We start from the raw sequence: 2,413 nt of genomic DNA on the forward strand, positions 1-2,413 counted from the left end.
CAACATCAGCAAATCACTCAAGGCGGCACCTCCTGCCACCTTGAATCACCCAACAGAGATCAACTCAACAAATTAATGGGTCCTGACCCTAGCCAGCAACACTGCGTTGCGTGGCCTGAAAGTTCCACATGCTAAAGCGCCTATCACCTCGCGAGCGATTCGAACAGCTTGTCTCGACCTATGAGCCGATGCTGCGCGCCGCGTTCATCGAGGCGATCGACGACATCCGCTCGAACATCGTCCTGCGCCGCATAGTTGAGCGCCTTGAGCGCGGCGACATCAACGGCGCGATCCAGGCGATGAACCTCGACGAGGCCGCGTTTCGGCCCCTGGAAGAGGCCCTCCGGCAGACCTTCAACGGCGGCGGCGTTGCCAGCGTCGAGCAGATGCCGGCGCTTCGCGATCCAAGCGGCTTTCCGGTCGTGCTGCGGCGCCAATCCGACCAGGACGGCACTGGAGGTGGTCGGGCGCATCAATCGGGTGACCGGCAGCAGAAAAGGCGGGGTGATCGGGCTCACCACAGTTCAGAGCGACTATGTTGCCCGAGCCCGCGATGAACTGCTCTCTGGCGAGCCCGACCAGTTGCGGGCCTATCTGACTCGGAAGCAACGCGACAAACGTTTCGACCGAACGATCACATCTGCGATCCGAGATGGTAAAGCAATCCCTACCAATCTGGTGGACCGGATCACCGCCCGATATTCCGACGGACTGCTGAAGCTCCGCGCCGACACGATCGGGCTGCACGAGACGTTTGCCGCACTTGGAGCATCCAAAGACACATCGCATTTGAGCAGGCGATCGCCAAGGGTGCGGTATGGCCCGATGCGATCACAAAGGGTTGGAAGCACACGCCGCAAGAACACCCTCGGGTTCAGCACGTCGCCATGCAAGGCCTGGCCGGAGCAGGCCTTGCCAGCGTGGTCTCATCGGCGCTGGACAATTCTCCGATCACATTCGAGGGGGTGACGGTGTTGACCCCCGGATGTGCCGCAGGGCGGCGTCCGATCTCCATATCCGATTGTCCAGAACTGGGTATGCGCGGCCACCGTGGAGCGCTTCGTTACCGACTCCCCCGGGACAGTCCACGTCCCCTCGACGTACACCCTTGACCGTCGCGCTTTGATCGAAGGGTACCCTCCGGAAGGTCGGGAAACCTATCAGCGTTCCGTCACGATCCCTTTGGCGGCCGCAGTGGGCAAGGCCCGCTACGATGCCCGTTTTCCTATGTCTGCAATCTGTGGCACAAGCTGACGAACCGCCATGGTTCGATCAAGCACCGTGCCACCAGGTCGGCGGCATGCACTTTAGGGAGCGACGCTTGGCTACATGGACGCAAAGAGATGAGAGAGAGCAGCGCACGACAGATGCTGCACGGTCATTAATCGATATTGAGCGCGCGGCCCGGCCTCCATCGAGGTGGATGTTGAATCAGCACAAAACGCAGCCGTCACATCACAATCGATTCATCGATCACAGGACGTGCTCTAGTAAGCGGCTAATTGCTCAGCCGAGCGTTGGCTGATCTCCTGCCTCCACGATCTTGTCGAGAACTGCTTCGGGCGCCACATCGCGCTTCAGTTCCTTCAATTCCTCGTCTGCTTCCGTCTGGATGTCTAAACGCTTGGCAATCTCCTCGACCATCTTGATCAGCTTGGTAGTCTCGTGTTCGTTGAGCAGGCTAACCTGGAGATCGAGATCAGCCCGCGCGTCATCTTCAGCGGCCATTCGGTTCTGGTTGATAAGCACAAAGGTGGAGAGAAATATTGCCTCCACGGACGCGAGCATGGCCAAGATGACTAAAGAAGGATCCCAAGCCTGAACGATCGGAGCGATACCAGTGTTAAAGGCGATCCAGCCGCCAAAGAAAACGAGATGGATGTAGACGAAGATCATGCTGCCGGCAAATCTGCTGATTGCGGCGGCGGCCCTTTCCTGAAGAGAAGCGGCTTTCGCCTCTCGCCTTCTACGCTCGACGAGAGCGTCAATGTTGCGGGCCAACGCCGGAGCTAGCCCTTCCGCGGCCGGCGTAGTCGGAGTGCCGCGAGCCATATTGTTCGAGGTGAGGCTGGGGTGCATAGGTCGCTCCTAATCTTTACACCTAACAATGCATTTTGAATTTTGCTCCTTGACCCCAAGGCGACGGCTAGATCGCATGTATCGACAGGTACTTTTTCGCGGGAGGTAGAGTCGAACGCGTAAACGCGGGCCTGACCTGATGCGTTATGATTGGCCCACTGGAGAAACTGGGCGCCGCATCCAAGCACCCATGGCCTGCATGAAGGTGTAGGGCCGGAGATTGCCGGCGTGGCATTTCTCAGCGCCGCCCCTGCCTTGTTATTGGGACCAGCCCTCGCTCTTCGCAGAAATCGCGGATCAGCGAGAAGCTGTGTCCCGTGCATAGATCATCGGG

General features: G+C 59.0%; 2 protein-coding genes. Both read right to left on the reverse strand.

Annotated features, from left to right (window positions below; all coding sequences use genetic code 11):
* Positions 1 to 143: 143 nt before the first annotated feature.
* The gene (locus NKH42_RS30960; RefSeq protein WP_352509986.1) at positions 144 to 518 is read right to left on the reverse strand and encodes a hypothetical protein; all 375 of its coding nucleotides are present in this window, start codon (positions 516 to 518) and stop codon (positions 144 to 146) included.
* Between the two features lie 988 nt (positions 519 to 1,506).
* Positions 1,507 to 2,079, reverse strand: a complete 573-nt coding sequence (locus NKH42_RS30965; RefSeq protein WP_352509985.1) for a DUF1003 domain-containing protein — start codon at positions 2,077 to 2,079, stop codon at positions 1,507 to 1,509.
* Between the last annotated feature and the right edge of the window lie 334 nt (positions 2,080 to 2,413).

Source organism: Mesorhizobium sp. M1142 (assembly GCF_040318565.1).
Classification (GTDB): Bacteria; Pseudomonadota; Alphaproteobacteria; order Rhizobiales; family Rhizobiaceae; genus Mesorhizobium.